Below are 25936 nucleotides of genomic sequence, written 5' to 3'. Positions count from 1 at the left end.
TATAAAAAACTAACAATTGTTAGTTTTATTTTTTAAAGGAAAAAGAACATGGCAAAAAGAGATTATTATAAAATTTTAGGAGTTTCTAAAACAGCAACTGAACAAGAAATTAAAAGTGCTTATCGAAAACTTGCTAAAAAGTATCACCCTGATGTAAATAAGGAAAGTGGTGCTGAAGAAAAGTTTAAAGAAGTAAATGAAGCTGCAAGCGTTTTACTTGATGCTGATAAAAGAACTAAATATGATCAATTTGGTCATGCTGCTTTTGATGGTAGTTCTGGATTTGGTGGTTCAGGTTTTGGAGGCTTTGAAGACTTCTTCTCCAATATGGGTGGAGGAATGGACTTTGGTGACATTTTCTCAGACTTGTTTGGTGGTAGAAGAGGTCACTCATCAAGAAGAGGACCTCAAAAAGGTCAAGACGTTGGTTTAGAAATAACTTTAACTTATAGAGAATTAATATTTGGAGTAAGTAAAAAAACAGTTTTAAATTTAATTAGACAATGTCAGACTTGTAATGGAGTTGGTGCTGAAAATTCGAATGATGTTCATATTTGTACAAAATGTAATGGAGCTGGACAAATTATTGTTAATAAACAAATGGGTCCTTTTCAAGTACAAAATCAAATAACTTGTGATAGATGTAACGGAATAGGTAAAGAAATTAAAAATAGATGTAAAACTTGTAATGGTAAAGGTGTTCAATCTAAAAAAGAAGAAATTGAAATACCATTACCAAAAGGATTATTCCCAGGTCAACAAGTTGTTATGGAAGGACAAGGCCATGCTTCATTAGAAGGTGGAAGACCAGGAGATTTATACATTACTATTAAAGTTGTAAAAAGTGATGTCTTTGAATTAAACCCAAAATCAAAAGATATTATTATGAATTATAATGTTTCATATCTTGATGCAATTTTAGGAAATGATGTAATTATAAAAACTTTAGATGGGCCAGTAAAATTAAAAATGCCAAAAGGTATTTACTCAGGACAATTAATTAAAGTTCATGACAAAGGTCTATTTAAAAATCAAACATCTGATAGACGTGGAGATCTATTAATTAGAATTAATATTTCAGTTCCTTCATCACTTTCAAAAGAAGAGAAAAAAGTCTTAAAAAATTTAGAAGAGCTTTCAAGTTACGAGCCTAAAAATATTATTGAATAAAACCAGCTTTATTATTTAAGGTTGGTTTTTTTATTTAAAAATTTAATTTATTTTATATAAAATTGAAGAGTATAAAATGAATATGAAAACTTATATAATCCTTTATATCGGGAAGCAGTCTCTACCTAACACAAATGTTAGATTATGAGTTTTAAGGTTTTCACTGTATGCATTTTGCATATTGTGAATAACCATTTTTTTTGTCTTTGCTGAGTTATTCATTGAATTTTATACATAGAAAGAATAGGCAAAATGGATAATAAAAGTATAAATAAGATTAGATTGAAAATGAGTTAGAATTATTTATAAATAAACTCCTGAGCAAACCTCTTAGAGAAATAAGTAAGCTTTTGTCTTAAGCAACAATAAAGCTATCCGCTCAATTGAAAAGTACTTTAAGTTTGATAATTTAGGTGGAAACATGAAAAAAAATATTGGAAGAATTACAATTTTCCTTTCATTAATGTATATTCTTACAGTTAACCCAGGACTAGTTTCTGGAGCAACTTCAATCACTGGGTCAGGTAATATGAATTACTTTGGGATATTCTTTGCAACAGCATTAGTATCAGGTATTTGTTGTATTATTATGGGATTATTTGCTAATATTCCTGTTGTAATGTCAACATCAATGGAAATGAATGCTTTAGTTGCTTTTAACATAGGGGTCCTTTAGGATTTGAAGGTGCAATCATTGTAACAATGCTTTCTTCAATTGTTTTTGTAACCGTATTTTTAATTCCAATAAGATCATTTATTATTAAATCAATTCCAAAAGGTATTATTTTAGCAATTGGATTATTTATCGCATACGTTGGAATTTTAAGTATGGGATGATTAAAACAAGAAGGTGAAATCCAAATTGCTTTTGTGGCAGTTTTAAAAGAAAATTACTTACCTATCATTTTAGGTTCAATTAGATTATTATTAATTTTATTTTTAGTATTTAAAAAAATTCCTGAAGCAGTTGGTATTGCTATTTTAGCAGTGTCAGTTATTGCAATTATTTTTGCATCAACTTTGCCAAGCGATTCTACAGCAATAAAATTATTAGATTCAGCTGATTTAAGAAAATGAGAAGGTTGAAATTATGACTTTAAAGGATTTGCATGAAACTGAACTTCAACTTTTAAAGCATTTGGAAATTCAAAAATTTGAACTTCACCAGTAACATATATTTCAATCTTTATTGTTATGTTAATTAACTTCTTTGATGCAACTGGGACAATGGCAGCATTTACTCATCAGTTAGATCAAAAAACAAATTAGCACAAAGAAATAAGTCAAAAAGCATTAGTAATTGATTCAGTTGGAACAATGATGGCTTCTGTAACTGGAACAACACCTTTAGGAGTTTTTGCAGAATCAGCAGCAGGAATTGAACAAGGGGCAAAAACAGGTTTAGCAGCCATAATTAATGGAATCTTATTCTTGTTTGCATTTTTTTATTCCCAATTTTTAAATTGATTCCTCAACCTATAACAAGTGCAGTATGTATTTATATTGGAATTATGATGATTAAAAAAACAGCACATATTGAATGAGAAAAACCAGGATTCTTAGGCCAACTTTCTTATGTATTCTATTTATGATTGCAACATACGAAATTGCAAATGGCGTAGCTATGGCGTTTATTAGATATTCATTTATGATGATCTGTACTGAAAAAGCTAAAAAGGTTCACCCAGCAGTTTATTGTTTATCAGTTTTATTCTTATTATACTTTGTAGCATTTGCATTCATACAATAGTTTGAATTAAACAAAAATATGTTAAAATTAAATTACTCAATTGGGTATTTTTTTGTGTAAGGAGGAACTATGAAAAAGAAAGTTATTGTCGGCTTAAGTGGTGGAGTAGATTCATCAGTTGCTGCATATTTACTAATTCAACAAGGATATGAAGTTGAAGGATTATTTATGAGAAACTGAGATTCATCTGCAAACAATGATATTTTAGGTAATCAAGAAATTGATAATGAAGTATGTCCCCAAGAGCAAGATTATCTAGATGCTTTAGAAGTAGCAAAAAAACTAGGGATTAAATTAAATAGAATAGATTTTGTACAAGAATATTGAGAATATGTTTTTGAATATTTCATCAAAGAGTATAAAAAAGGAAGAACTCCAAATCCAGATATTTTATGTAATAAATATATTAAATTTGATAAATTTTTAAATCATGCAGTTAATGAATTAAAAGCTGACTATATTGCAATGGGTCATTATGCTGGTGTTAGATTAAATGAAAAAACTAATCAATATGAAATGATCAGAGCAGTTGATTCAAACAAAGACCAAACATACTTTTTATGTCAATTAACACAAGCTCAATTATCAAAAACATTATTTTCATTACAAAGATTAGAAAAATCTGAAATTAGAAAAATTGCAGCTGAACAAGGATTAATTACAGCAGATAAAAAAGATTCAACAGGAATTTGTTTTATTGGAGAAAGAGAATTTACAAAGTTCTTACAAAACTATATTTCAAATCAACCAGGTGATATTGTTGATATTAAAACAAATAAAGTTGTTGGAAAACATATTGGTGCAATGTATTACACAATCGGGCAAAGAAAAGGTCTTAACTTAGGTGGAATGAAAGAACCTTACTATGTTGCAGAAAAGGATATTGATAAAAAAATAATTTATGTTTGTCCAGCAAGTGATGAAAGTTACTTATTATCAACTAGTGCAATTGTTGATGAAATTAATTGAACAATTGATTTAACAAAATACATTGATAATCTAAATGAATTTGTATGTACAGCAAAATTTAGATACAAACAACCCGATGTAAAAGTTAAATTAACAAAAATTGAAGATAATAAATATAAAGTAAATTATGATGCTGTTGTTAAAGCTGTTACACCAGGTCAAGAAGCAGTATTCTATCTAAACGATATTTGTTTAGGTGGAGGAATTATTGATATAGTGGAATAATTTCAAAAAAATAATTTATAATTATATAAGAATTAGAAAAGAAGGAATGATATTTTATGGGTGGTAGTGCAGGACTAATAATTCTTTTAGTAATGTTAATCGTTGTAGTAGGTTTTGTAATAATTACAACAATAACAGGTAAAAAAGCAGCAAAAAAAGAAAAAGAACAAAGATATAAAGCGGTTAGAAATGAAATTAAATCATTTTTAGCAAAAACAGATAACAGAAAAAACATTAGAGTAGAATTTGAAAAGGTTTATTCAAGAAAAGGACCTGAGTATAAATATCGTGACGTGTTTGACGTTATTGTTGAATTGATTGAACCTAAAACTCAAAAGTCAGTTGAAAGAAGAGCTTATGAAGTTGAAGGAATTACAACAAAAATTGATAAAAAGAATTATGCTACTAAGTGAGTTGTTAATAAAATTTTAGATCTAAGTGAAACTGAACAAAGAATTGCTATTGGACAAAAAGAAATTAAATTAACAAAAGAAGAAAGAAAAGCACTTAAAAAATCTGACCGTATTAAAGAAAAAGAATTAGCTAAAATTGAAAAAGAAGAAATTAAAAAAATTCGTTCTGATGCTAAAGAAAATAAAAAAAATCCAGTGATCCAAAAACCTACTGAACAAAGAGAAAAATTTGTTCCTATTCGTAGTAAAGAAAGAAACTAGGAATTAGTACTATTTAGTTAATAGTGATATAATAATGTAATGACTTTTGATAAGTCATTTTTTATAAATAAATGAAAGGAAATATTATGCAAAATAAACAGTATAAAATTTTAAATGATGAGTATATTAAAGAAGTTAAAAATTTAAAACTGAAATTAAAAAATAAGCAAATTGGTCAAGAAGATTTTGAACATGAGCATAATAAGATTATTGAAAAAGATAAAGCTTGAGCAAAAACTCGTGGAAGTTTCTTCACAATGATTGCAAAGTATTTTAAAAAGGAATGAAGATTAGCAACAATTATTGTAATACTAGCAATCTTTTCAGTTCTTTGTTCAGTTGTTATTCCACTTTTAACTAGACAAATGACAATGGATATTTCTAATACTTTAAATCCAGACCAACCAAATCCTGATTACTGAGGTTTATCATGACAAGTATCATTGTATATTGCTTTAGGAGTTGTTTTATTTAGTGCTGTGATTTCATTTTTAACACAATACTTTTCAGTATTGCTTTCAAAAAGAATAGAAATCGATTTAAGAAATAAATCATTAGAAGCATTAGTACGTCAAGATATATCATATTATTCAGATAAAAAAATTGGAGAACTAATTACTAAAGTTATTTCTGACACACAAATTGTTGGGGATCAATCTGCACAAGTACCTGTTACTTTATTAAGCGCATTTTTAACAATTATTGGTGCTTCAACTATGATGTTTGTTTTTGAAGCAACTTTAGCAGCATCTGTTTTAGGGATGTTTTTTGTAGTTTTATTATTAATGATGATTTCATTTGGATTTACAAAAAAACATATTACAAAAGTACGTGAAGTTATTACTGATATTAACGGTAATGTTACAGACAGAATTTCAACTGTAAGGTTAATTAAAGCATCTGGGACTGAAAATTATGAAACTAATCATTTCCATGAATTACATCGAGAATATTATGTTGAATCAACAAAATTAGCCAAAGTACAAGCATTAATGGTAACAATCTTATTTTCAGGAATAAGTTTTATTCAATTTGTTTCAATTGCTGTTGCAATGCTTAAATATGCAAATGCTGATCCAACAGTAAGTACGGCATTCTTTATGGGAACTTTTGCTTCATTCACTTTAGCACAAGGAATAATGGTTGGACCATTGTTCCAAGTTGTAATGTCAACTGTTGGTATTGCGCAAGCAAGTGTTTCATCACAACGTATTGAAGGAACTATTAAAGCAACATCAATTATGAATCCACATTATAATGATGGTGAAAAAGTAAAATCAATTAAAGGAGATATTATCTTTAAAGGTGTAAGTTTTGCATATCCTGAAAAACCATCAAAACAAATATTACCTAAATTTGATTTTGTTTTTGAAAAAGGTAAATCATATGCCTTTGTTGGTGAAACTGGTTCAGGTAAATCAACAATCTCAAGATTATTATTAAGATTCTACGACCCAACTGAAGGAGAAATTATTATTAATAATAAACAAAATCTAAAAGATGTAAACTTATCTAGTTATTTAGAACACATTGGTTATGTAGAACAAGATCCACAAATTCTTTATGGTGACGTTTTTGAAAACGTTAAATATGGAAGATTTAATGCAACTGATGAAGAAGTAATTGAAGCATGTAAAAAAGCTGAACTTGATGAATTAATTAAAACTTGACCTGAAGGATATAAAACAATTCTTGGTGAAAGAGGGTTTATGTTATCTGGTGGACAAAAGCAACGTTTAATTATTGCAAGAATGTTCTTAAAAGATCCTCAATTATTAATATTGGATGAAGCAACAAGTGCATTAGACAATATTGTTGAAAAAGAAATTCAAGAAAAATTAGAAGTATTAATGGTTGGAAGAACAACTGTTTCAATCGCACACCGTTTATCAACAATTAAAAATGCTGATCATATTATTGTTTTAGGAAAAGATGGTGCAGGGATTGTTCAAACAGGAACATTTGATGAATTAAAAAATAAAAAAGGACATTTCCAAAATCTGTACAAAGCAGGGTTAATGGACTAAAAGCATAAAAATATAAGACGTATCTTTCAAAAGTTATGTCTTTTTCTTTTATTATTAGCAAAATAAGAAAACAAATAATCACTTATTTAGTAAAATATAAAATAAGAATAATAAATTGGGGAAATTATCTATGAGTAAACTAGCAACTAAGGTAAATAAAGAAACATTTAAATTAGCAATGAAAGAATGTATCAAAAAAGCATGAATTTGAGATACTAAAGAAAACTTTGCAAATGCAGTTAAGTGAAAAAAAGAAAGATTGATTGAAATTGATGGTGATTCTGAATTTGATGATGAAAATGAATTTTCAGAATCAGCTGAATCAATTGATATTTTTGCTGCATATTTAAATATTGATTCACTTAATCAAAAAGACAAAGAAGAATTTCTAAAAAAATGAAATGCCGCTTGAGATTTTGAAACTGGTTTTGACCTTGAATTATTTGCTGGAGAAACAATTGAAGATGGTAATGCTTTTGGAGAAAAAGTTAGAGAATTCTTTGACATGAAAAACATTATTGATAATGATAAAAGAGCTAATAAAAAATTTACAGCTAACTTAGATGAATTAAAATTTACAGATGCTGAAATTAAAACTAAAAAATTACTTGAAGAAGATAACTATGAATATATTTATGAAGCAGCATTTAGTTTTGATGATGAAAAAATTAGAATAAGATGTGATGTGTTGAAAATTAAACCTGATAAACATGTTGAGATTATTGAAGCAAAAGCAACATCAAAAGTTAAAGCTGAACACTTTTTTGACTTGATGTACCAAGTATATGTATTAGAAAAATGTGGTTTTATTGTTGATGATATTTGTATTGCAAAAATAAATTCAGATTATGTTGTGAACTCTGATTTAGTAATTGAAGAAAAATCATTTGGTGATCAAGCAAAAATATTTATTAATAAATTAGGAAAAATAAAATATGAAGATATTAAAGATTTTGTAAATAGTGATTTTGAAGTTGAATACGATAATCAACCAGTTGAAGTAGATTTAAAAGCACTAGTTGATTTAGATTATTTAACTTATGGGACTAAAGTAACTCGCCCAACTTTAAAAGAAGATTTAAAAACATTTAGAGAAGAATTTGATTTAGATCAAATCTTTATGACATTATCAGAATATTTAAGTATAAAACCAATTAACAATGAAGTGCCTGAATTTTTAGATAACAAAAAATGTTTATTAAACTACAATAAAGATCGAGCAGGTAATTGAGACCATGGTTTTAATCACATTGATTATGATAATTGTTTTCATGTAATGGATTGATTTGATAAAAATGAACCTGGATTCTGAACTATAGGTAAATTTAAACGTGCTTATAAATCACATGTTATTCGTAATTCAAAATCTCCATATTTTAAAGATTATGAAAGTTTATTTGAACCAAGCATTGTACTTAATAATAAAGGTGAATCATTCTTTGAAAAAAATCAAAGAGCTAAAAGAATGTTTGAAGTCTATAGTCTTAAAAAACAATATCCTGAAGATGAATCAAAATGAAGAATCATTGATTTTGACAATATGAAATGAATAAATGAACTATTAAGTAAGTACAAAGATTATCCAATTTATATGTATGATTTTGAAACATCAAAATGAGCAATTCCAAGATTTAATTTAGTTAATACTTATTATCAAACTCCATTCCAATATTCAATAGATGTTATTGTTGATGATAAATACGATTACAATAAACCTGAAACAATGCATCATCATAGTTTCTTAAGCAATGAACAAGACACTGATCCAAGAATTAAATTTATTGAGAATTTTATTAAAGATTGTTTTAAACATGGACCTGGAGTTTATGTTGCATATAATAAAAGTTTTGAACAAGGTGTATTAAGAAAACTTGCTATGATGTTTCCTAAATATGCAAAGCCACTGGCTTACATCATTCAAAACACTATAGATTTAATGGACTTTTTCAATAGTGATACAAAAGGAACAGGAAGACCACCATTTTTAATTTATCATCCTAACTTTAAAGGAAGTTATTCAATTAAAAAAACTCAACCAAGCTTAGATCCTAGTTTTTCATATAATGATTTAGTTATTAATAAAGGTGATAAGGCTAGTGAGATATTTAGAAAATTTGTTGATGGAAGAATTCCAAAATCAGCATGAGATTTAAAAGTTCAAGAAGGAATGCTTAAATATTGTGATCGAGATACTTTAGCAATGGTTGTTATCTTGAAAAAAGTAAAAGAATTAGTGGAGGCGTACAATGGATAAAATTAAAGTGATATTTTGTGGCACTCCACAAATTGGTGCAGATATCTTAACTGCATTAACTGAGATGAGTAATGTTGAAATAGTACTTGTTATATCTCAATCTGATCGACCAGTTGGTAGAAAAAAAGAACTAAAAACAACTCCTGTTAAAGAAGTTGCAATACAAAATAATTTAAATATTATTCAACCAATTAAAATTTCAGAAGCGTATGAACAAATTGCACAAATCAAATGCGATTTTATTGTGACTTGTGCTTATGGACAATTTGTTCCAACAAAAATTTTAGAATTACCAAAGATTGATTCAATTAACATTCATGGAAGTTTATTACCTAAATATCGTGGAGGAGCTCCAATTCAATATGCAATTAAAAATGGAGATTCAAAAACAGGTATCTCAATTATGAAAATGGTTAAAAAAATGGATGCAGGAGATTATTACATTCAAGAGTCAATTGCAATTGAAGATCATGATGATACTGGTAGTATGTTTGAAAAGTTAGCAATTCTTGGGAAAAAAATGATTAAAGAAAACTTAATAAAAATTTACAATAATGAATTAGTACCAATTGCTCAAGATGAAGACAAGGTAACTTTTTCAAAAAACATTACAACAGAAGAAGAAAGAATTAATTGAAATGATTCTGCAATAAATATCTGAAATCATGTTCGCAGTTTGTCACCATGACCAATTGCTCACACATTTAAAGGTGAAGAAAGATACAAAATTCAAAAAGTTAAAGTTTTAGATTCAAGCGATTTAACTAAAGCACCAGGAACAATTATTGATATTAATCAGAATGGGATTATTGTACAAACAAAAGATAAACAAATTGAAATATTATTAATTCAAAAACCAGGTAAAAAAATGATAGAAGCAAGTTCATATAAATTACATAGTCTATCAGATTTAAAAGTAGGCGATTATTTTGAATAAGCAAAGATGATCAATTAAGTATATTTGTTTAATCGGTTTGTTAACCGCATTATTAGTAACAATATCAATAGTTACGATGTTTGTTAAAATTGGTGATTCTGCTTTTCAAATCACAACTGGATTATATTTGGTATTTTGTTATTTTGTTCCAGGTTATGGAATGTTATTGTGTGGAATTGTATATGGTGCAATAATGGATCTTGTTTTAAATTCAATCATAACAATGTGACTTACGATTTTAATTAATATCTTAATGTTTCTGTTAATGAGATATGGATCAAAAATTTTCACCAAGCATTTAGCAATGATTATCGCCTCAAGTTTAGTATTTTTATATATTCAATTTTTATATTATGTTGTTTGAAATAATCAAGATATTTCAGCTAGAAATGGTTTAGTAATTAAAGAAGCAATTGTTGATGCAATTCAATGAAGTATTTCAATTATCGCATTTGAAGTTATTTATTTTACTTTAACTAAAACAAAACTAAGCGAAAAACTTTCAAACTTTTAGGTAAAATGCTATAATTTACTATGATTAAATTAAACATTTAAAAGAAAGAAGGAAAACAAATGTCAGTAAATGATTTGCGTCCTGGAACAACATTTATATACGAAGGTAATTTATTTGTTGTTATCGAGCAATCTTTCTCAAAAACAGGAAGACAACAAGGGAAAGTTAGTGTTAAGGCTAAAAACTTAAGAACTGGTGCTAGAGTTGAGATTACTTTCACTGGTGGAGAAAAAGTTGAAAAAGCAATGATTGAAAGAAAAGATATGCAATACTTATACAAGGATGGTACAGATGCATTCTTAATGAATACAGACACTTACGAACAAATTCAAATTCCAATGACAAGATTAGAATGAGAAAGCAAATTTTTAACAGATGGATTAATGATTAAAATGACTGAATATGATGGAGAAGTTTTAGGAATTTCTTTACCAGATAAAGTTGAATTAGAAGTAACTGAAGCAGAAGCAGCTGTTAAAGGTGACACAACAAGTGGAGCATTAAAAAAAGCAGTTGTAGAAACAGGATTAGAAATTATGGTTCCATTATTTGTTAATGTCGGAACAAGAGTTATCATCTCAACAACAGATGGTAAATATAGCGGTAGAGCTCAATAATAAGAAATAAAGAGGTGTAAGAATATGTATATTTCAATAGAAAGAAATAATCGTGGAGCATTAGAAATTGAAATTAATGCTTTAAATAAGTTAATTCAAAATACAATTCTAATGCGTTCAAACTCAGATTTGAAAAACGTAGGAAACATTGAAGTACTAACTGACTTATACCAGGATAACTTACTTTACGTTTTAATTAAAATTGATTTAAAAGATAAAACAGAATTATTAGACGAAACTCAAATTAATAAAACAGTAGAAGAAATAATTGTAAAAACTTTAAGCATCAAACCTAAAAATATTGCTGTTGCTTATAAGAGATAGAAAATAGAACGAGGATTAAAAATGAAATTCACAGAATTAAAAATTATTGAACAAGGTCAAGGTAAATGAATTGTTACTATTGATGGAGCAGAATGAACTGAAACTTTAAAAAAAGCAAAAAATAGAGTGATGACTAACTTAGAAGTTCCAGGATTCAGAAAAGGAAAAATTCCAGCTAGTCAAGCTAAAAAATATGTAACACCTTCAAAAATTTATAATGAAGCTTACAGAATGATGGTTTCACCTGCATTTGATTTTGCAAGATCACAAGATGTAAAAATTGAACCAATGAATTCACCAGAACCAGTTCCAGCAAAAGTAAGTGAAAAAGAATTAGTATTAGAATTCTTATTTGATTTAAAACCTGAAATTAAATTAGGTGATTACAAAAACATCAAAACAGTTAAAAAAGAAGCTATTGAAGTTACAAATGAAGAAGTTGAAGCAGTGATTAATCAATACTGTGAACAATTCATTATGGAAAAACCAAAAGCAGCTGGTGCAAAAGTTGAAAGTGGAGATGTTGTTACATTTGACTTTAAAGGATTTATGGATGGAGAAGCTTTCAAAGGTGGAGAAGCTAAAGGGCATAAATTAATAATCGGTTCAAACCAATTTATTCTAGGATTTGAAGATTCAATGATCGGATTAGGATTAGGTGAAGCTAAAATTGATGTAACTTTCCCTGAAAATTACTCACCTGAATTAGCAAACAAACCAGCAACATTTGAATTAAATATTATTGAAATCAAATCAAGAGAATTACCTAAAAAAGATGATGAACTTGTAAAAGATTTAAATTTACCAAACGTTCAAACTTATGCACAATTCGAAGCAAAAGTTAAAGAAGACGTTTTAACTCAAAAAACACAAAATGCTAAAAATGAATTTGTAAACGAGTTGATTTTAGAAATTATCAAAAATTCAACAATCGAATTACCAAAATCAGCAATTGAAAATCAAGCAGCAGATTTAAGAAAAGAATTTGAAGCTCAAATCAAACAACAAGGTTTAGATATTAAAAAATACAAAAAAGTAACAGGTCTAAATGATGAACAAATTAAATCTGAATTATTAGCTGATGCTAAAAATAAATTAAAAAGATACCTAGTTACAACAGAAATTAGAAGTAAGGAAAAATTTGAAGTTACAGAAGATGCAATTAATGCAAAATTTGAAAACTTAGCAGCTCAATTTGGAATTCCAGCTGAACAAATTAAAACAATGGTTAATCCAGAAATGTTAAAATCAGAAATAATCAATGATCTATTGGTTGACTTCTTATATTCTAATAATGGATAATTAAAAAAATAGAGAAACCTGACAAAGGTTTTTTTATTTTTAGCACTCTATGCTTGTAATTGCTAATGAATATGATAATATATACTTAACCACATAGGAGGTTATAAAATGAGTAAAAAAATAAAATTACCTATTTTCCAAATTAGAGGAACTTTTATTGTTCCTGGAATTAAAGAAAATTTAGAAGTTGGAAGAAAAAATACGTTAAAAAGTGTTAACTACGCAATCAAAAATTCTAGTAACCAAATGATTGCTATTACGCAAATTGATCCAACAATAGAAGAGCCAAGTTTTGGTGATTTACATGATTTTGGGATCTTAATTGATTTTGAAGTTATTAAAGAATGAAAAGATGATTCGCTAACAATAAGTACAAATCCAATTCAAAGAATTAAAGTTCTTAATTTTTTTGAAAATGAAGATGAAATACCATATGCAGAAGTTGAATTAATTGAATCAATTAATGATTTTTCAGATGAAGAAATTAAAGAATTAGCTGATAGACTATCTGAAATTGTTAAAACTAAATCAAATATATTAACAAAATATGTTAGTCAATTAATTGCTGGTAAAACAGACAATTTAAGTCTAGTGTTTGATTCAATTATGTTTAAATTAGCTCCTTCAAAAATACTATCTAATCCAGATTACATTACTTCACCTTCATTAAAAAGAAGATGAGCAATTATTGAAAAACTAATTTTTTCAAAAGAAGAATACTTTATAAATAATGTTGAAACAATTGATGCAGCAAAACAAAAAAATCAAATTGAACAAGATTTAAACCAAAAATTAAAAGAAAAAATGGATAAACAACAAAAAGAATATTATCTAAGAGAAAAAATGCGAATTATTAAAGATGAGCTTGAAGATGAAGAAGGCGGAGATGATAATTCATTAGATAAATATAAAGAACGTTTATCAAAAGAACCATTTCCAGAAGAAGTTAAACGAAAAATTTTAGCATCTATTAAAAGAGTTGAAGCATTACAATCAGGAACTCCAGAATGAAATACAGAAAAAAATTACATTGATTGAATCATGAGTATTCCATGATGAGAAGAAACTGAAGATTTAACAGATTTAAAATATGCAAAAGAAATTTTAGACAAACATCATTACGGAATGAAAAAAGTTAAAGAAAGAATTATCGAATATTTAGCTGTAAAAACAAAAACTAAATCTTTAAAAGCTCCAATTATTACTTTAGTTGGTCCACCAGGAGTTGGGAAAACAAGTTTAGCAAAATCAATTGCTGAAGCTGTTGGAAAAAACTTTGTTAAAGTAAGTTTAGGTGGAGTTAAAGATGAATCAGAAATTCGTGGACATAGAAAAACTTATGTTGGTTCAATGCCAGGAAGAATTATTCAAACAATGAAAAGAGCAAAAGTAAAAAACCCATTATTCTTGCTTGATGAAATTGATAAAATGGCATCAGATCATAGAGGTGATCCTGCAAGTGCAATGTTAGAGGTGTTAGACCCTGAACAAAACAAAGAATTTTCTGATCACTACATTGAAGAACCATATGATTTAAGTCAAGTTATGTTTATTGCTACTGCTAACTATCCTGAAGATATTCCAGAAGCATTATATGACCGTATGGAAATTATTAATTTATCAAGTTATACAGAAATTGAAAAAGTTAAAATAGCACAAGACTATTTAATTCCAAAATCAATTGAACAACATGAATTGACTTCTGATGAAATTAAATTCAATGAAGGCGCAATTAATGAAATTATTAAATACTACACAAGAGAAGCTGGAGTTCGTCAATTAGAAAGACACATTAATTCAATTATTAGAAAATATATTGTTAAAAATTTAAACAGTGAAATTCAAAATATTGTGATTGATGAAAAACAAGTAAATGAATTGCTTGGAAAAAGAATATTTGATCACACTGAAAAACAAGAAGCATCTCAAGTTGGTGTTGTTACAGGATTAGCATATACACAATTTGGTGGAGATATCTTACCAATTGAAGTAAGTTTATATCCTGGAAAAGGAAACTTAATCTTAACTGGTAAACTTGGTGAAGTGATGAAAGAATCTGCAACAATTGCTTTAACGTATGTAAAATCAAACTTTGAAAAATTTGGAGTAGATAAAAAAGTATTTGAAGAAAATGATATTCACATGCACGTTCCTGAAGGAGCTGTTCCAAAAGATGGACCAAGTGCTGGTATCACAATTACTACTGCTTTAATTTCAGCACTTTCAGAAAAAGCTGTTTCAAAAGAAATTGGAATGACTGGTGAAATTACATTAAGAGGTAATGTATTACCAATTGGTGGATTAAGAGAAAAATCAATTTCTGCTTCAAGAAGTGGATTAAAAACAATTATTATTCCAAAGAAAAATGAAAGAGATTTAGATGAAGTACCTGATGAAGTAAAGGCAAAATTAAAAATTATTTCAACTGAAAAATATCAAGAAGTATTTGACATAGTTTTTAGCACAAAATAATAGTAAAATTATAACTAGTTACACACTAGTTATTTTTTATTAAAGGAGATATTATGAATACACCATTAGCTTATTTATTAAGACCCAAATCAACTTCAGAAATTATTGGGCAAAAAAACTTATTGCAAGATGATGGTTTAATTAAAAGAATGATTAATAATAACTTTTGTCGTTCTTTAATTTTTTATGGGCCAAGTGGAGTTGGTAAAACTTCTTTTGCAATGGCATTAGCAAATGATCTAAATACTGAATATGATCTTTTTAATGCAAGCTATGATAAAAAAGAAAATTTAACAAAAATTATTGATAAAGCAATGAGCAAAGATAGATTTATTTTAATTATTGATGAAATACATAGACTTAACAGAGATAAACAAGATATCTTATTAAACTTTATGGAAAGTGGAAATATTTACTTATTTGCAACAACAACAGAAAACCCATTTTTCACAATTAATCCAGCGATCAGAAGTAGAGCTACTAGTTTAGAATTAAAACGTGTTAATCATGATGATGCTTTTGATTATGTTAACCAATTAATTAAAGACAACAAAGTTGATATTAATATTAAACCTGAATCACTTAAATATTTATGTGAATTAAATAGTGGTGATATTAGAAGTCTTTTAAATAATATTGAACTATTTAATAATTTATATAAAGGCGAAGAAATCACAATGGATTTAATTTCAAAAGTTATTTCACAAGGTAAAAACCCAAGTGGAAGTACTGGTGATGACTTTCATGATTTAAAATCAGCATTACAAAAATCTGTCAGAGGTAGTGATGTTGATGCAAGTTTACATTACTTTAGCCGATTATTATCAATTGGTGATTATGAAACTTTAATGCGTAGAATGATTATTATGGCATATGAAGATATAGGTTTAGCAAATCCAAGTTTACCACCAAGAGTATTACAAGCTTGTGAAGCATTTAGACAAATCGGAATGCCAGAAGGAATTATTCCATTATGTTTAGTTATTATTGAAATGGCATTAAGTCAAAAATCAAACTCAGCACTAACAGCAAGTCAAAAAGCATTTGAGGACGTTAAAAATGGAATGGTTTATGATGTGCCATCTCATTTAAAAGAAAATCACTATAAGTCAGCTGTTAAATTAAATAGAGGAGTTAATTATTTATATCCTCACCTTGAAGAAAAAGGATGAGTTGCACAACAATATTTACCTGATGAAATTAAAAATATTAAATATTTTAAACCAAAAACAAGTTCTTCTTATGAAAGAAAACTTTGATCACTATATGAAGAAATGAAAAAATAATTGTTAAAATACACAGATAGTCATTAATTTTTTAAATTGCTAAATCAGCTTTTTTAAAAAATTTTTTGTTTTTTTGGAATTTTTTTATTTTTATGTTGCAACTTAAATATTATATGTGCTATTATTAAAAAGTCTCTGATTGGGAAAATGATCTTTGAAAACTAAATAGAACAACAATTGTACAATCCTGTAACAATTTCAAATTGAGTACAGATTTAATATACAAAAAAAATATAATAGTCAGAATCAAAACAATAATTTAAAATGAGAGTTTGATCCTGGCTCAGGATAAACGCTGGCGGCATGCCTAATACATGCAAGTCGAACGGAGGTGCTTGCACCTCAGTGGCGAACGGGTGAGTAACACGTATCTAATCTACCTTCTAGCGGGGGATAACTTTTGGAAACGAAAGGTAATACCGCATGTGGATATTATCATCGCATGAGAAAATATTCAAAGATCCGTTTGGATCACTAGAAGATGAGGATGCGGCGTATTAGCTAGTAGGCGGGGTAATGGCCCACCTAGGCGATGATACGTAGCCGAACTGAGAGGTTGATCGGCCACATTGGGACTGAGATACGGCCCAGACTCCTACGGGAGGCAGCAGTAGGGAATTTTTCACAATGGACGAAAGTCTGATGAAGCAATGCCGCGTGAGTGATGACGGCCTTCGGGTTGTAAAGCTCTGTTGTAAGGGAAGAAAAAATAGGAGAGGAAATGCTCTTATCTTGACGGTACCTTACCAGAAAGCCACGGCTAACTATGTGCCAGCAGCCGCGGTAATACATAGGTGGCAAGCGTTATCCGGATTTATTGGGCGTATAGGGTGCGTAGGCGGTTTTGCAAGTTTGAGGTTAAAGCCCGGAGCTCAACTCCGGTTCGCCTTGAAAACTGTAAGACTAGAATATCAGAGAGGTAAGCGGAATTCCATGTGTAGCGGTAAAATGCGTAGATATATGGAAGAACACCAGTGGCGAAAGCGGCTTACTGGCTGATTATTGACGCTGAGGCACGAAAGCGTGGGGAGCAAATAGGATTAGATACCCTAGTAGTCCACGCCGTAAACGTTGAGTACTAAGTATTGGGGATTACCTCAGTGCTGCAGCTAACGCATTAAGTACTCCGCCTGAGTAGTATGCTCGCAAGAGTGAAACTCAAAGGAATTGACGGGGACTCGCACAAGTGGTGGAGCATGTGGTTTAATTCGAAGCAACACGAAGAACCTTACCAGGGCTTGACATCCAGTGCAAAGCTACAGAGATGTAGTGGAAGTTAACATTGAGACAGGTGGTGCATGGTTGTCGTCAGTTCGTGCCGTGAGGTGTTGGGTTAAGTCCCGCAACGAACGCAACCCTTGTCGTTAGTTACTACCATTAAGTTGAGGACTCTAACGAGACTGCTAGTGTAAGCTAGAGGAAGGTGGGGATGACGTCAAATCATCATGCCCCTTATGTCCTGGGCTACACACGTGCTACAATGGCCGATACAAAGAGTCGCAATCTCGTGAGGGGGAGCTAATCTCATAAAGTCGGTCTCAGTTCGGATTGAAGTCTGCAACTCGACTTCATGAAGCCGGAATCACTAGTAATCGCGAATCAGCTATGTCGCGGTGAATACGTTCTCGGGTCTTGTACACACCGCCCGTCAAACCACGAGAGTTGGTAATACCAGAAGTACGTTTCCTAACCGAAAGGAAGGCGCGTCCCAAGGTAGGACTAGCGATTGGGGTTAAGTCGTAACAAGGTATCCGTACGGGAACGTGCGGATGGATCACCTCCTTTCTATGGAGATAAAAACAAAATAGATTGACTATTATATGTTCTATTTAGTTTTCAGGGATTATTTAAATATAATACTCTGAAAGAGAATTGTTCTTTGAAAACTGAATATTAGATGAAAAGCATTGTAAAAGATTAAATAAATCAACAATTTTTAACAAAACATAAAAATAATTTTACTGAATCAATTATCAATTGCTTTAAGATTTTTTCTAAAAAATAGTAAGGGCACATGGTGAATGCCTTGGAAAATGGAGCCGAAGAAGGACGTGATTACCTGCGAAAAGCATCGGGGAGCTGGAAGTAAGCTTAGATCCGGTGATGTCCGAATGGGGAAACCCAATACGATTAATCTCGTATTATCCATAAGTGAATACATAGCTTATGAGAAGGGAACCTTGGGAACTGAAACATCTTAGTACCAAGAGGAAAAGAAAATAAATAATGATTCTGTTAGTAGCGGCGAGCGAACGCGGAAGAGGCCAAACCAGTCTACGGGTTGGGGTTGTAGGAAATCTTTTTAGAGTTACAAAATCAACATATAGTAGAAACTACTGGGAAGTAGTGGCATAGAGGGTGATACCCCCGTATACGAAATGTGTTGATCTCTTAGATGTATCCTGAGTACGGCGAAACACGTGAAATTTTGTCGGAATCCGCCGAGACCACTCGGCAAGCCTAAATACTCCCATTTTACCGATAGTGAACCAGTACCGTGAGGGAAAGGTGAAAAGTACCCCGAGAGGGGAGTGAAATAGTTCCTGAAACCATGTGCTTACAAGAAGATAGAGCCCGTTAATGGGTGATATCGTGCTTTTTGTAGAAAGAGCCGGCGAGTTACTGTATCGTGCGAGGTTAAGCAGAATATGCGGAGCCGTAGTGAAAGCGAGCCTTAATAGGGCGTTTAGTACGTTGCAGTAAACACGAAACCGGGTGATCTAGCCATGAGCAGGTTGAAGTTTGGGTAAAACCAAATGGAGGACCGAACCGACGTTCGTTGAAATGACCGCGGATGACTTGTGGCTAGCGGTGAAATTCCAATCGAACCCGGAGATAGCTAGTTCTCCCCGAAATATATTTAAGTATAGCGTCGAGGTTTACCACAATGGAGGTAGAGCACTGAATCTATGATGGCCCCACCTAGGGGTACTGAATAGAATTAAACTCCGAATGCCATTGTCGGATACTCGGCAGTCAGAACATGGGTGATAAGGTCCATGCTCGCGAGGGAAACAGCCCAGATCGTCAGCTAAGGTCCCTAAATTTAGGTTAAGTGTGTAAGGATGTGGAATTGCACAGACAGCTAGGATGTTGGCTTAGAAGCAGCCACCATTTAAAGAGTGCGTAACAGCTCACTAGTCGAGTGATTTTGCGCCGAAAATGTACCGGGGCTAAACCTAATACCGAAGCTACGGATTGTATTTTTAATACAGTGGTAGGGGAGCGTTCTAATTGCGATGAAGTCAGACCGTGAGGACTGATGGAGCGATTAGAAGTGATTATGCCGGCATGAGTAACGTTTGAATGTGAGAATCATTCATACCGTTTGACCAAGGTTTCCTGGGCAAGGTTCGTCCACCCAGGGTTAGTCAGGACCTAAGGCGAGGCCGAAAGGCGTAGTCGATGGACAACAGGTTGATATTCCTGTACCTGCTAGTTAGTGATGGAGTGACGGAGAAAGGTAGTGTATCCCAGGTGATGGATGTCCTGGGTTAAGCACAAAGGCGGCAACATAGGCAAATCCGTGTTGTATTAAACGCTGAAGTTTTATGAGGAGTGAACGGTTCGCCTAGTAACGAAGTACATGACCCTACGCTTCCAAGAAAAGCTTCTAACTTAATAACTAGTAGCCTGTACCTATAACGAACACACGTGGTCAAGGAGAAAATCCTAAGGTAAGCGAGATAACTGTAGCTAAGGAACTCTGCAAAATAACTCCGTAACTTCGGAAGAAGGAGTGCTCAACTATGTTGAGCCGCAGTGAAGAGGGAGGGGCAACTGTTTAGCAAAAACACAGCTCTCTGCTAAGTCGCAAGACGAAGTATAGGGGGTGACGCCTGCCCAGTGCCGGAAGGTTAAGAGGAGAAGTCAGCGCAAGCGAAGCTTCGAATTGAAGCCCCGGTGAACGGCGGCCGTAACTATAACGGTCCTAAGGTAGCGAAATTCCTTGTCAGGTAAGTTCTGACCCGCACGAAAGGCGTAATGATCCCTTCGCTGTCTCGGCTGCAGACTCGGTGAAATTTTAGTACCGGTGAAGATGCCGGTTACCCGCAACTAGACGGAAAGACCCCGTGGAGCTTTACTATAACTTGATATTGAAATTTGGTATAACGTGTAGAGGATAGGTGGGAGACTTTGAAGCTGGACTGCTAGGGCCAGTGGAGTCAACCTTGGAATACCACCCTCGTTATATTGGATTTCTAACTTCGACCCGTTATCCGGGTTAAGGACAGTGTCTGGTGGGTAGTTTGACTGGGGCGGTCGCCTCCTAAAATGTAACGGAGGCGCTCAAAGGTACCCTCAGCATGGTTGGAAATCATGCATAGAGCGCAAAAGTAAAAGGGTGCTTGACTGTGAGACTTACAAGTCGAACAGGTACGAAAGTAGGATTTAGTGATCCGGCGGTCCCGTGTGGAAAGGCCGTCGCTCAACGGATAAAAGTTACCCCGGGGATAACAGGCTGATCTCCCCCAAGAGTTCACATCGACGGGGAGGTTTGGCACCTCGATGTCGGCTCATCGCATCCTGGAGCTGTAGTCGGTTCCAAGGGTTGGGCTGTTCGCCCATTAAAGCGGTACGCGAGCTGGGTTCAGAACGTCGTGAGACAGTTTGGTCCCTATCTGTTGTGGGCGTAGGAAAATTGAAGAGAGCTGTTCCTAGTACGAGAGGACCGGAATGGACACACCTCTGGTGCTCCTGTTGTCACGCCAGTGGCACAGCAGGGTAGCTATGTGTGGAACGGATAATCGCTGAAGGCATCTAAGCGAGAAGCCTCCTTTAAGATGAATTTTCCCATTTCTTTAGAATGTAAGATCCCTTATAGACTATGAGGTTGATAGGATGGATGTGTAAGTGTCGCGAGGCATTAAGCTAACCATTACTAATAGATCGAGAGAATTTTAGAAAAAAGAAGCAATTGAATATGCATAACATCTAGTATCCAGTTTTCAGAGAACAATTTATAAAAATGATCTGGTGGTCATAGCGTAGAGGTCACACCTGTTCCCATACCGAACACAGAAGTTAAGCTCTACAGCGTCGAAAATATTGCCTTGCGAGAAAATAGAACACTGCCAGTTTATTAAAGAATCCGTAAGGATTCTTTTTTTATATTTAAAGTGTTAAAATATATATAAAATATGAGAGGTTTGGTGAGTAAAATGAACAAGATAATGAAGAGTTATTTAAAAACTTTTTTTAAAAACTGATTATCTACATTGTTCATGATTATTTTCATTGTTACTCTAGCTGCTTCAGTAATAGGAATGCTTGCAACTCCATTACAAATTTATACAAAAATGCAATCTGCTCAAAGGCAAAATGTTAAGTATGATTCTATTTTTTCGTCATCAAAAAAAGATTTAGAATATAGTCAAGATTTTGTTCTTTCATATAGTAAAAACTATTTAGACGAAGCATTTGTGCAATATATTGATTCATTGATTTATTCTAATTCTTCAAGTTACGAAACAGTGGATGGCAAAATAGATTGAAACGATTTAAATGCTGATTTAAAAAATAAATTAACAAATACAATAAATTATGAAATTAGTGAATATAGAAATGGTGCTAATACAAAAGTTATTGAAATTAATACAACATTAAAAGACAAATTTCCAAAACTTAGCCCTAAGCAAGTTTTTTTATATCATGTAGAAAAATCAATTAAATTAGGTTTATATGAATTTGAAGAATATCTAGCAACTGATGATTCAACTCCAATTACTTCAAAAATAATGTCTATTGCAGCATCAACAATATACAAAGTTATTAATTTTGCACAATCAAATGGTCTTGAAATGGTTATTCCATCACCTATGCCTGAAATAAATGATATTGAATCATTGAAAAAATTTATAATTTCGATTTATGAAAAATCTTTAGAAAAATGAAATCCAATAACTATAAAAGTATCAAGTTATGTAATGTACAACGATGAATATTCAAGATTGCTTTCTAAAAATGAATATCAACATGATGAAAGACTTTTATTGTTTGATCAAGTTATTAATCAAAATAAAGCAAGTGATTACTCAATTAATGTAAACAAAAATTTTGTTTTTAAAAGTTCAAGTGCTAACCCATTAGCTAAAACACAAACTTTTGAAGTTAAAACAATTTCAGAACAAGCATTTAACAATCTTATTTTTGATAATAAATATAAGAATTCAGTTAAGTCTAAAGAATGAAAAAATAATGAAGTTCCTGAAGTAGTTATCTCATCAGCATTTGCTCACAAGAATAATTTAAAACTAGGTGATGAAATACAAATCCCGATTAGTAAAAGTTCAAACATTTTAATAACAAAATTATTTGAATCAAGTAATTTATTTCCTAGTGAATCATTTTTTAATCAAGATTCATTTAAAGTAAAAGTTGCTGGTGTTGGTCAAATATTTGATGATTTTGTACCAGGATCAAATTTTTCAGGTTTTTCACAAACAATGAAAAATTATGGATTTATTTATTTTAATCAAAAATTTATTAACAAGTTTAGAGAATATTCTTGAAACTTTTTAACAACAGAAGCTAGTTACAATTTAGAATTAAAAATTAAAAATAATAATGGAGTTACTGGAAAACCATATAACTTATTTACTATTAAAGGTGAAGAAAAAGATGTTAAGATATTTTCAAATTTAGAAACATCACTTATTTCATGATCAGGTACAAACATTTCTGATTCATTAGATAATTTAAAAATTAGAATTATCATTAACATTGTTTTAGGATCAATTATTCTAGCTCTTTCATTCTTATTTATTAATTTCCAACTGAAAAAAGAAATGAATGAAACAAGAAAACAATTAGGAATCTTTAAATCATTTGGTTATACAACAAAAGAATTAAGTTGAATCTTTTCGGTTAAAACAGGAATTCTTTTCTTGGTAAGTTTAATCATAGGTTATTTTATATCTATTCCAATTCAACTATTTGCAGTACAAGCCTTTGAAAATACAGTAACTATTAATTTTAATAGTATTTATGCTAGTTCATTGTTCTTATTCTCATTATTTATTATTGTTCCAAGTTTATTCTTGTTAATAAGTTATTTAACTACAATATTGTATATTAAAGAACCAGTGCTTTCATTAATGTCTAATGCAAGAAGAACAAAAGTAAGAGTTAGAAAAAAATTGATATTTAAAAAGATATTTTCAGGTCAAAGATTTTTCACTTGAAGATTAAGAAGATCTTTTGTTAAAACATCAAAAGGTAAATTCTACACAGTTCAAATTCTATTTGCATGTGCATCATTCACTTACATATTATTGTTTGGAGCACAAACTTTAATGACTAAAGTTTTAAATCAAACATTTTCAGTTTATAACGAAAAGATTGATCATATGTATCAATGAAGTAAATCAAATCCTGAATTAGATATTAAATCAAATTCAAATAAATATGAGTACAAATATTTAGATGATCAAACAAGCGCGCAATATAAAGATTATTCAGGATATAAAAATACTAATGAATACTTACTTGAAAAAGAGTTTGAAAATGATTATAGATATAGAATTGATACTGTTATTCAAATGACTAATAATTATTTCATTTCATTAAACAAAAATGATAAAGTAAACTTCTTATTACCAAAAAGTGAAATGTTCTTTACTTTAAACAAAATGTTAGGAGTTAAAACAGTAGATTTAACTCCAGAAAACGAATCAATCTCAAGTTTTATTAGCACTATAATGTCATATAATTTATTGTCAATTGACGCAAATTATACTAAAGCTTTAAATGATGTTAAAACAACAGGTAAAACATCAGAAAAACTTGAACCATTATCAAAAGCAAAAAGAATAACTGATTTCACTCTTTCAAATATGACATCAGATAAAGTAAAAAATATGTTTGCAAAAGATATGTCATATATTTACGCAGTTAAATTAGCACAAATAAACTTAACAATCTCTGTACTTCCTGAAATTATTGGAAAACCAAATGAAATAATAAAATTTGAAGATTTTGCAAATTTAAAAACAAATGATGCTTGAATTAATAATGCATATAAAAAATTAGATAATGATGAATTAATAAATAAAGTTAATATTTTTGATATAAAACAAAGAAATTTAAATGATAATTGATTGTTAACTCAAATTGGTGAAATTTTTGAACCAATTATTCAACAACAACTTTCACTTTTAATTAGTGCTAACTTTAGTTCAATCTCAACAACAGCTTCAAATATTTTTAACACAGTTCAATTAATGGATTTTGCTAACTATGATGAACTAGATTATATGATGAATATCAATACAATTATGTATGATAAAGAAAATGAAGTACTGTTTGATACAGTTTCACTAACTCAACCAGGTGAATATGATAATCTTGAAGTGAGTGCTAGATTAGTTAATACTGATACAAATGAATTTGGTAATTTTCAAGAAGCTTTCAATTTTGAAGAAGTAAGTACTGATCAAATGAATAGATTTAAAAACTCTGCACAAGAAAATGCCGGAACAGATATCATGAATGCAATCCTACCTTATAGCATCTCTAGAAATAAAGGGTACAAAATAAATGATATTATTGAATTTGAAACTTATACATCTAATCCTCGACCAGTAAAAATTAGAGTTGTTGGAATTAATAAAGCAGAAAGCGTTAAACTTGCAGTTGATACAATTTGAATTAATAATAAGGAATTTAAAGATAAATACTATTCAGATCAACTTAAAGATAAAGTGTTTTATTCAAATTTATATTCAAAAAATAAAATGTTGTATTTAAACACTAAAACAAATGACTTATTTAAAATATTTACTACTTTAAAAGTACTTGAAAAAAACTTTAGCATTATTATTGATGAAGATAAACCAATTATGTTAGACATATTAAGACTAATCTTTAGTTTTACTAATACAAGTAATCAAACAATTGAAACAAATTTAAAAATGTCAATTAATCCTTACTTTATTGGATTGAGTCGAGAAGGACTTTCACTATCATTTATTGTAAATAATTTTGTGATAAATAAAGTAACAAAAATTGTTAACGAAATTATGTTGATTTTTGTATTGTTAACAACTTTATTATTAGCAATTATTCTAGTTGTAATTATTGGAATTATTGTTGAAGAAGCAAAAATTATTATTTTAACTTTACAAGCATTAGGATACAAAGACAAAGAAATTAATTGAATCGTAATGGGAAGTTATGTAATGGGTACAGTTATATCATTTGTTTTTGCATATGTTTTCTCAGTCATATTCTGAAAAGTCTTATTAGCTTGGGTTGCAAATAAATTCAGTGTTTACATCTTTATGTCGGTTGATTTAAAAACAATTCTAATTACTTTAGCTGTTATGACAATTGTCTTATTATTTGGATGATATGCATCAAACAAACAAGTAAAAAGAAATCCTTTAACTCAAATTACGAGTTTAGCTTAGGAGTA

At 30.3% G+C, this 25936-nt stretch carries 17 protein-coding genes, 3 rRNA genes and 1 riboswitch; all 20 genes read left to right on the top strand.

Annotation, left to right across the window (positions count from 1 at the left end; genetic code table 4):
• The first annotated feature begins 48 nt into the window (after positions 1 to 48).
• The 20 genes from dnaJ (at position 49) to EMELA_RS02680 (ending at position 25931) form a co-directional block, all read left to right on the top strand.
• Complete coding sequence (dnaJ, locus tag EMELA_RS02760; RefSeq protein ID WP_028124487.1) at positions 49 to 1170, top strand: molecular chaperone DnaJ; 1122 nt, start codon at positions 49 to 51, stop codon at positions 1168 to 1170.
• A 70-nt stretch (positions 1171 to 1240) separates the two neighbouring features.
• Positions 1241 to 1335, top strand: a riboswitch (purine riboswitch).
• Between the two features lie 256 nt (positions 1336 to 1591).
• Complete coding sequence (locus EMELA_RS04915; RefSeq protein WP_051584616.1) at positions 1592 to 1846, top strand: hypothetical protein; 255 nt, start codon at positions 1592 to 1594, stop codon at positions 1844 to 1846.
• A gap of 26 nt (positions 1847 to 1872) precedes the next feature.
• Positions 1873 to 2439 carry a solute carrier family 23 protein gene (locus EMELA_RS04910; protein WP_051584615.1) on the top strand — a complete coding sequence of 189 codons (567 nt, stop codon included), beginning with the start codon at positions 1873 to 1875 and terminating at the stop codon, positions 2437 to 2439.
• A 48-nt stretch (positions 2440 to 2487) separates the two neighbouring features.
• Positions 2488 to 2652, top strand: coding sequence for a hypothetical protein (locus tag EMELA_RS05375; protein WP_169733555.1), 165 nt, complete (start codon positions 2488 to 2490; stop codon positions 2650 to 2652).
• Between the two features lie 106 nt (positions 2653 to 2758).
• Positions 2759 to 2920 (top strand): hypothetical protein, encoded by a 162-nt coding sequence (locus tag EMELA_RS04900; protein WP_169733554.1) that lies wholly within the window; start codon positions 2759 to 2761, stop codon positions 2918 to 2920.
• A 69-nt stretch (positions 2921 to 2989) separates the two neighbouring features.
• Positions 2990 to 4114 (top strand): tRNA 2-thiouridine(34) synthase MnmA, encoded by a 1125-nt coding sequence (gene mnmA / locus EMELA_RS02750; RefSeq protein WP_028124486.1) that lies wholly within the window; start codon positions 2990 to 2992, stop codon positions 4112 to 4114.
• A 56-nt stretch (positions 4115 to 4170) separates the two neighbouring features.
• A complete protein-coding gene (locus EMELA_RS02745; RefSeq protein ID WP_028124485.1) occupies positions 4171 to 4788 on the top strand; it encodes a hypothetical protein in 618 nt (205 codons plus the stop codon).
• A gap of 86 nt (positions 4789 to 4874) precedes the next feature.
• Positions 4875 to 6815: an ABC transporter ATP-binding protein gene (locus EMELA_RS02740; RefSeq protein WP_232501304.1), complete on the top strand. Its 1941-nt coding sequence runs from the start codon at positions 4875 to 4877 to the stop codon at positions 6813 to 6815.
• 130 nt (positions 6816 to 6945) lie between these two features.
• Complete coding sequence (locus EMELA_RS02735; RefSeq protein WP_028124483.1) at positions 6946 to 9069, top strand: DUF2779 domain-containing protein; 2124 nt, start codon at positions 6946 to 6948, stop codon at positions 9067 to 9069.
• Complete coding sequence (gene fmt, locus EMELA_RS02730; RefSeq protein WP_028124482.1) at positions 9062 to 10006, top strand: methionyl-tRNA formyltransferase; 945 nt, start codon at positions 9062 to 9064, stop codon at positions 10004 to 10006. Before EMELA_RS02735 ends, fmt begins: the two co-directional genes overlap by 8 nt.
• Positions 9999 to 10520 (top strand): ECF transporter S component family protein, encoded by a 522-nt coding sequence (locus EMELA_RS02725; protein WP_028124481.1) that lies wholly within the window; start codon positions 9999 to 10001, stop codon positions 10518 to 10520. The genes fmt and EMELA_RS02725 overlap by 8 nt, the downstream gene beginning before the upstream one ends.
• Positions 10521 to 10579: 59 nt before the next feature.
• Positions 10580 to 11137 carry an elongation factor P gene (efp, locus tag EMELA_RS02720; protein ID WP_028124480.1) on the top strand — a complete coding sequence of 186 codons (558 nt, stop codon included), beginning with the start codon at positions 10580 to 10582 and terminating at the stop codon, positions 11135 to 11137.
• Positions 11138 to 11161: 24 nt separating this feature from the next.
• Positions 11162 to 11461, top strand: a complete 300-nt coding sequence (locus tag EMELA_RS02715; protein WP_028124479.1) for an MMB_0454 family protein — start codon at positions 11162 to 11164, stop codon at positions 11459 to 11461.
• A 21-nt stretch (positions 11462 to 11482) separates the two neighbouring features.
• Positions 11483 to 12763: a trigger factor gene (gene tig / locus EMELA_RS02710; protein WP_028124478.1), complete on the top strand. Its 1281-nt coding sequence runs from the start codon at positions 11483 to 11485 to the stop codon at positions 12761 to 12763.
• 108 nt (positions 12764 to 12871) lie between these two features.
• Positions 12872 to 15235 carry an endopeptidase La gene (lon, locus tag EMELA_RS02705; RefSeq protein ID WP_034971223.1) on the top strand — a complete coding sequence of 788 codons (2364 nt, stop codon included), beginning with the start codon at positions 12872 to 12874 and terminating at the stop codon, positions 15233 to 15235.
• 53 nt (positions 15236 to 15288) lie between these two features.
• On the top strand, positions 15289 to 16521 hold the full coding sequence (locus EMELA_RS02700; RefSeq protein WP_028124476.1) for a replication-associated recombination protein A: 1233 nt from the start codon (positions 15289 to 15291) through the stop codon (positions 16519 to 16521).
• Positions 16522 to 16781: 260 nt separating this feature from the next.
• Positions 16782 to 18306 (top strand): 16S ribosomal RNA (locus EMELA_RS02695).
• Positions 18307 to 18515: 209 nt separating this feature from the next.
• Positions 18516 to 21428 (top strand): 23S ribosomal RNA (locus tag EMELA_RS02690).
• A gap of 66 nt (positions 21429 to 21494) precedes the next feature.
• Positions 21495 to 21602 (top strand): 5S ribosomal RNA (rrf, locus tag EMELA_RS02685).
• Together the 16S, 23S and 5S rRNA genes form the textbook arrangement of a ribosomal RNA operon.
• A gap of 81 nt (positions 21603 to 21683) precedes the next feature.
• The gene (locus tag EMELA_RS02680) at positions 21684 to 25931 is read left to right on the top strand and encodes an ABC transporter permease (RefSeq protein ID WP_028124083.1); all 4248 of its coding nucleotides are present in this window, start codon (positions 21684 to 21686) and stop codon (positions 25929 to 25931) included.
• The last annotated feature ends 5 nt before the right edge of the window (positions 25932 to 25936 follow it).

It is taken from the genome of Mesoplasma melaleucae (genome assembly GCF_002804105.1).
In the GTDB taxonomy this organism is placed as follows: Bacteria; Bacillota_I; Bacilli_A; order Mycoplasmatales; family Mycoplasmataceae; genus Mesoplasma; species Mesoplasma melaleucae.
The sequence above is the reverse complement of the archived record's forward strand: the minus strand, read 5'-3'. Positions and strand labels throughout refer to the sequence as shown.